The sequence below is a fragment of the Brachyspira catarrhinii genome (assembly GCF_005518285.1).
GTDB classification, from domain to species: domain Bacteria; phylum Spirochaetota; class Brachyspiria; order Brachyspirales; family Brachyspiraceae; genus Brachyspira; species Brachyspira catarrhinii.
In genome coordinates, this window is record NZ_SJDU01000135.1 from 1 (window position 1) to 5,831 (window position 5,831).

The window sequence follows — 5,831 nt, forward strand, 5'->3', positions numbered from 1 at the left end:
AGAATTACATCCGCTCATTTTTCTTTTCTCCTTTTTTCGACAATTACAATTAACAATCAATTTTTTAAATATTATACATGTTTAATAAAAATTGTCAAGCAATATAATTTGCAATTAACAATTAATTTAAATAAATTATAGCATGTTTGATAAAAAATGTCAATAGGTTGAATTTGGAACATAATAACTTATGATAACAATATACAAATTTATTGACAAACTAAAAATATCATATAACATATATCGCAAATAGGCAATATAATATTATGAATAAAGACAATAAAGATTTAAATGTTCTGATTATAAACGATTTATGCTCTTACGGAAAAGCTTCTTTAACGGTGAATATTCCCGTTTTGTCCGCATTCGGTATAAAAGTTTCTCCTCTTATAAGCGTTTTACTTTCCAACCATACCGCTTTTAATAGTTTTTGCGCTTTCGATTTGACTAAAGAATTGGAAGCTATAATAAAAGAATTAAAATTGCGAAAACCGAAATTTGACGCTTTTTATATCGGCTGGCTTTCTGCGGGAAAACAACCCGAAATAGTTATCGATATAATAAAAGATTTTGATTTTGGAATAATTTTATTAGACCCGATACTTGGAGACAACGGCAAATTATATCCTTCTATGTCTAACGAACATGTAAAATCCATGAAGAGTTTATTAAAATATTCCACGATAGCTACTCCGAATATTACGGAACTTGCCATTTTGCTCGATAAAGACCCGTCAAAAAAATATGACGAAAAAGAAATAGAAGAAATGGCAAAAACTTTATCCGAAATGGGACCAAAAACGGTAATCGTCACAAGCGTAGAAAAAGAAAATAAATTGGGTTGTTTATGCTACAATGAAAATAAAATTATAACGAAATATTACGACAAAATAAATATAAGCATGCCGGGAACGGGAGACGCTTTCGGCGCTTCGCTTTTAGGTTATATACTTAAAGGCGAAACAATAGAAAACGCATTGAACAAAGCGACAAAATTTATTTATTCTTCCGTTAAAGCGTCATTTGAAGAAATTAAATCTGACGAAGAGAGAATATACGGAATTTCAATCGAAAAGAGATTAAATCTACTTTAAAAATTTATTTCAATATTTTATTTAAAATATTTTGAATTTCCATTTCGATATTTTTTTTAGCTTCTTTATCTTTTCCCCAAATCGCTTTATCGGACGCCGTTTTATAAGAAACCAAAGCGTTTCTAAATAAATTTTCCGTATTGTTTTCAATAAGACTTTCCGCTCGGTTTTTGTAGATTTTTCCCAAAAGCTCGTATCCGCTGTAATCGTCTGGAACTAAAGAAATATAATTCATTACATAATCGTAAGCCAAATTGTAATTTCTAAAATATTCCAAATATATAATCGCCGCCCTATAATTTGCCGCCGCATGATTTTTATTATTCTTAATAACATATTCGTAAAATTCGAGCGCTTCTCTCATATTTCCCATTTGCTCGTTAATATAGCCTAATTGATATCGATAATCCAAATTCAAATTATCTTCCAATATCGCTCTTTGAATGGAATTAATCGCTTCGTTATAGTTATTTATTTTTACATAAATTTTTGACAATGCGTAATAATCTCTCGCTTTTCTTTTTTGATTAAAATTTAGAGAAGATATTTTATTATTATCCGCTATGGAAATGCTTTCCACTCTGTCAAGCAAATCGACATCGATATATTGCGCCGCTCTGTTATAAGCCCAAAAAGAATAATCGTATAATCCGCTTTTATTATAAATCTTTCCCAAAAGCAAATCTCTCACTCCGTTTATATCTATATATTTTAAAATATTATTGATTATATTGTAGCCTTCGATATTATATTCGTAAACCAAAGCTTCCGCTAATTTTATCATATTATCGATATACGCTGGCGAAATATTTAAAACCTCTCTTCTTATATCGGAAAGTTTAACATAAGCGTTTATATTATTGAAATTGCCGACCGAATTTAAATATACATCGACATAAATTTGATTCTTTATCGCAATGGCGTCATAATTATCTTTGTTTCTTCTAATCGCAAGATTGGAAATTGATTTGGCTTTATCGAATTGACGATTATCGTATAGAAAAGTTGCGTAATAACCGTAAACTATCGACTCTATTTTTTTTATATAATCTATATCGTAATTTTTTATTTTAAGCTGTTCTATATAAGCGAGCGCTTCGTCATATTGATTGTATTTTATGAATTCGTAAATTTTATCGGTAATTAATTTAGTATTGTTTTTTAAGTCGTCTTCCCAAAATATAGTAGATTGAACATCCGCAAAATCTATATCTTTTTGAGACTGCGAATAATTATTGCTCGATATTCTTATTTTTAGCAATTCTCTTAAAAGGACAACATTATTAATACTTATCGAATCGTTGTCGTATAATTCTTTTAAAATATTTATCGCTCTGTCTATAGAACCCAATCTATAATAAGAGTTTGCAATATAACCGATTCTAATCTGCTCTTCGTATCCGTTAAATTTATTTGCCGAAAGAAGTTCCATAATATCGACATAATATCCGTCTCTATTTAACTCTTCCGCTTTGTCTAAAATTATATTATATCCGATTGAATCCAAAATGGAATTAACTGTCGCTCTATAACTTCTGATTCCGTTTAATAATTCTCTCGCTTTAAAATATTCTTTTTTGCTTATCAAATATTTTGCGTATTCTATTTTATTTTCGTCCGAAATATCGTATAAGTCTATTATCTGCGAAACGATTTTATTCGGATAAAAAGAATAGCCCGCGTTATAAAGCATATTTGCAAAAGTTTCGTATAATCTCGGTTTATTGTAAGAATATTCCAAACCTTTCTCTAAAATTTCAATAGCGCTTTTTTCGTTATTTTCGTATAAATATATTTGAGCGAGCATAGCGTAAGCTTCGTCAAAATTTTTATTAACGGAAATAAATTGATTCAACATATTTTTTGAAAGTTGATAATTCCCCATTTTCAAATAAGTTTTTATCAAAGCCAAATTTATTTCTGGAAAATTATTCGAATATGAAGACAAATTATTTAAAATATTCGTAGCCTCTTCAAATTCTCTACTTTCTAATTTTGAATTCCAATTATATAATTCTCTCTGAACGGTAGCGTTTGAAATTTTTGAATTTAATCTTTCAATATCTATTCTATTATTGCTATAACTATTATAACTCGAATATGACATTTGAGCGTTATTATAATTATTTAAAGCGTCCGCATATTGATTATGTAGCAGATTAATATCGGCAAATCCCTCGAATCCGTATCCAATTCCCGCTTTCAAACATTGCGTAAAATAATTATTTGCGCTTTTTATATCGTTATATTTTAAAGAAGTTTTTCCCGCCAAAAATATCCAATAATAATCGTTATATATTTTATAGGCGAGTATATAAGTTCTTAAAGTAAATTCGTAATCGTTAATATTGTCAAAAAAATTTCCCACTACTTCGTATATTTCTCTTTCATCAAAATACATTGTTAATAATTTCTTAAAATCGAGCATAGAATAATAAATATCGCCCGTTCTATAATAGGCAAATCCTCTTAAATAATAAAGAATGTAATAATCTTTATAAGAAGTTTCAAGTTCGTTGCATAAAGTTATTGCCTCGAAAAATTTAAAATTATTTATTAATTGCTTAACTTCCTCAAATTTATTCATTAATACTAATTTTGAACTCTCGTCTAATTTATTAAAAAAATCGTTGGTTTGAACGGATATAGCGTCAATTCCTATATTTAAATTTCTATCATTAACTTTTGAGTAATAGTGTAAAATATCGTTGGAATATGCCGAAATATATGTTATAAAAATTATTATCAGTATTCGTCTCATAGTAATTCCTATCGTGCTGTTATAATAATCGGAATTTTTGCCTTTAATTTTTAATTATGTAATTTAATTTTATATATAATAATTTGCAAAAACCTAATAACCGAATTATAATTATTGTCAATAATAAAAATAAAAATTTTGAAATTTTATTTAAATAATAAATAAAAGGAAATTATTATAAATGTCCTATTCCGATAAGATTAGAAATTTCTGCATAATCGCTCATGTCGACCATGGAAAAAGCACTTTAGCCGATAGAATAATAGAACATACTAAAGCGATTTCAAGCAGAGAGATGAAAGCTCAAATACTCGATTCGATGGATATAGAAAGAGAGCGCGGAATTACAATAAAAAGTCAGGCTGTAAAATTATCTTATCAGTCGAAAAGTGGAGAGGTTTATACTTTTAATTTAATCGATACTCCTGGACATGTCGATTTTAATTATGAAGTCTCTCGTTCGCTTGCGGCATGCGAGGGAGCTATTCTTGTCGTGGATGCGGCGCAAGGAGTGGAAGCTCAAACTATTTCCAATTTTTATTTGGCTTTTGAAAATAATTTGGAAATAGTTCCCGTAATCAATAAAATAGATTTGCCCGCCGCCAATATCGAACTTTGCAAAGCGCAAATGGAAAAAGAATTCGCAGTAAATCAAAACGATATAGTTTTAGCGAGCGCAAAAAACGATATAGGGATTGACGAAATATTGGAAGCGGTTGTAAAAATGATTCCTCCTCCAAAAGACAATTCGCTTCTTCAAACGAGAGCTTTAATATTCGATTCTTATTATGACGCTTTTAGAGGAGCGGTTATGATAATGAGAATTTTTGACGGCGCTATAAAAAAAGGCGATAAAATTCTATTAATGGAAAGCAAAGCCGTTTACGAAATCGAAGAATGCGGAACTTTACTTTTGGGACTCAAACCCGCAAACGAATTAAAAAGCGGCGAGGTTGGATATATCATAGCGGGAATAAAAAATATTTCGGACATAAAAATAGGCGATACGATAACATTGGAAAATAATCCCTCGAGAGTTCCATTAATAGGATATAAGGAAGTTTTGCCTATGGTTTTCGCGGGGATTTTTCCAGCCGAAGACGAAGATTATACAGACTTACAAAAAGCTTTGGAAAAATTAAAATTAAATGACGCTTCCTTTATTTACGAACCCGAGCGCTCTATAGCTTTGGGATTCGGTTATAGATGCGGATTTTTGGGACTATTGCATTTGGAAATAGTGCAGGAAAGATTGGAAAGAGAATTTAATTTGGATTTGGTTATAACGAGTCCGTCAGTCGAAGTAAAATTAAAACTAACAAACGGAGAAGAAAAAATTATTGACAATCCTGCCGATTTTCCAGCGGCGCAATATATAGAAAAATGCTACGAACCTTTTATAAACGCTTTGATAATAGTCCCTTCCGATTATTTGGGAAATATTATATCTTTATGCATAGACAGAAGAGGAGTTCAAACTTCGTTAAATTATTTGGACGATAGAAGAGCGGAAATAAAATTCGATTTGCCGCTTATAGAAGTAGTTTACGATTTTTACGATAAATTAAAATCAATTTCGAGAGGATACGCTTCGTTCGATTACGATTTTTCGGATTTTAGAGAAAGTCAAATTGAAAAAATAGACATACTCGTTCATGGGGAAGTGGTTGATGCTCTATCTTTTATGTCGCATAGAAGCAACGCCGAAACTCGAGGAAGACAAATAATAGAAAAATTAAAACATCTTATACCTCGTCATATGTTTCAAATTCCTTTGCAAGCGGCAATCGGAGGAAGAATAATCGCAAGAGAAAATATAAGCGCATTAAGAAAAAATGTTACGGCAAAATGTTATGGCGGAGATATTACAAGAAAAAGAAAATTGCTTGAAAAACAAAAAGAAGGAAAAAAGAGAATGAAATCAATCGGAAATGTGGAAATTCCTCAAAACGCGTTTATACAAAACGCGTTTATAA

The 5,831-nt window shown here is 30.1% G+C and carries 3 protein-coding genes; 2 read left to right on the forward strand and 1 reads right to left on the reverse strand.

Annotated features, from left to right (window positions below; all coding sequences use genetic code 11):
- The first annotated feature begins 266 nt into the window (after window positions 1-266).
- Window positions 267-1,094 carry a pyridoxamine kinase gene (locus EZH24_RS06325; RefSeq protein WP_137998288.1) on the forward strand — a complete coding sequence of 276 codons (828 nt, stop codon included), beginning with the start codon at window positions 267-269 and terminating at the stop codon, window positions 1,092-1,094.
- Window positions 1,095-1,098: 4 nt separating this feature from the next.
- Here EZH24_RS06325 and EZH24_RS06330 read toward each other — a convergent pair whose 3' ends face one another.
- Window positions 1,099-3,855, reverse strand: a complete 2,757-nt coding sequence (locus EZH24_RS06330) for a tetratricopeptide repeat protein (RefSeq protein ID WP_236847095.1) — start codon at window positions 3,853-3,855, stop codon at window positions 1,099-1,101.
- 181 nt (window positions 3,856-4,036) lie between these two features.
- Between EZH24_RS06330 and lepA the strand changes: the two genes are divergently transcribed.
- On the forward strand, window positions 4,037-5,831 hold a 1,795-nt coding region (lepA, locus tag EZH24_RS06335; RefSeq protein ID WP_137998290.1), incomplete at its 3' end, for a translation elongation factor 4.

What these genes read in the sequence shown, in the direction of transcription:
- EZH24_RS06325 (WP_137998288.1), top strand. Translation starts at nt 267, where the DNA reads ATGAATAAAGACAATAAAGATTTAAATGTTCTGATTATAAACGATTTA.
- EZH24_RS06330 (WP_236847095.1), bottom strand. Translation starts at nt 3,855, where the DNA reads ATGAGACGAATACTGATAATAATTTTTATAACATATATTTCGGCATAT.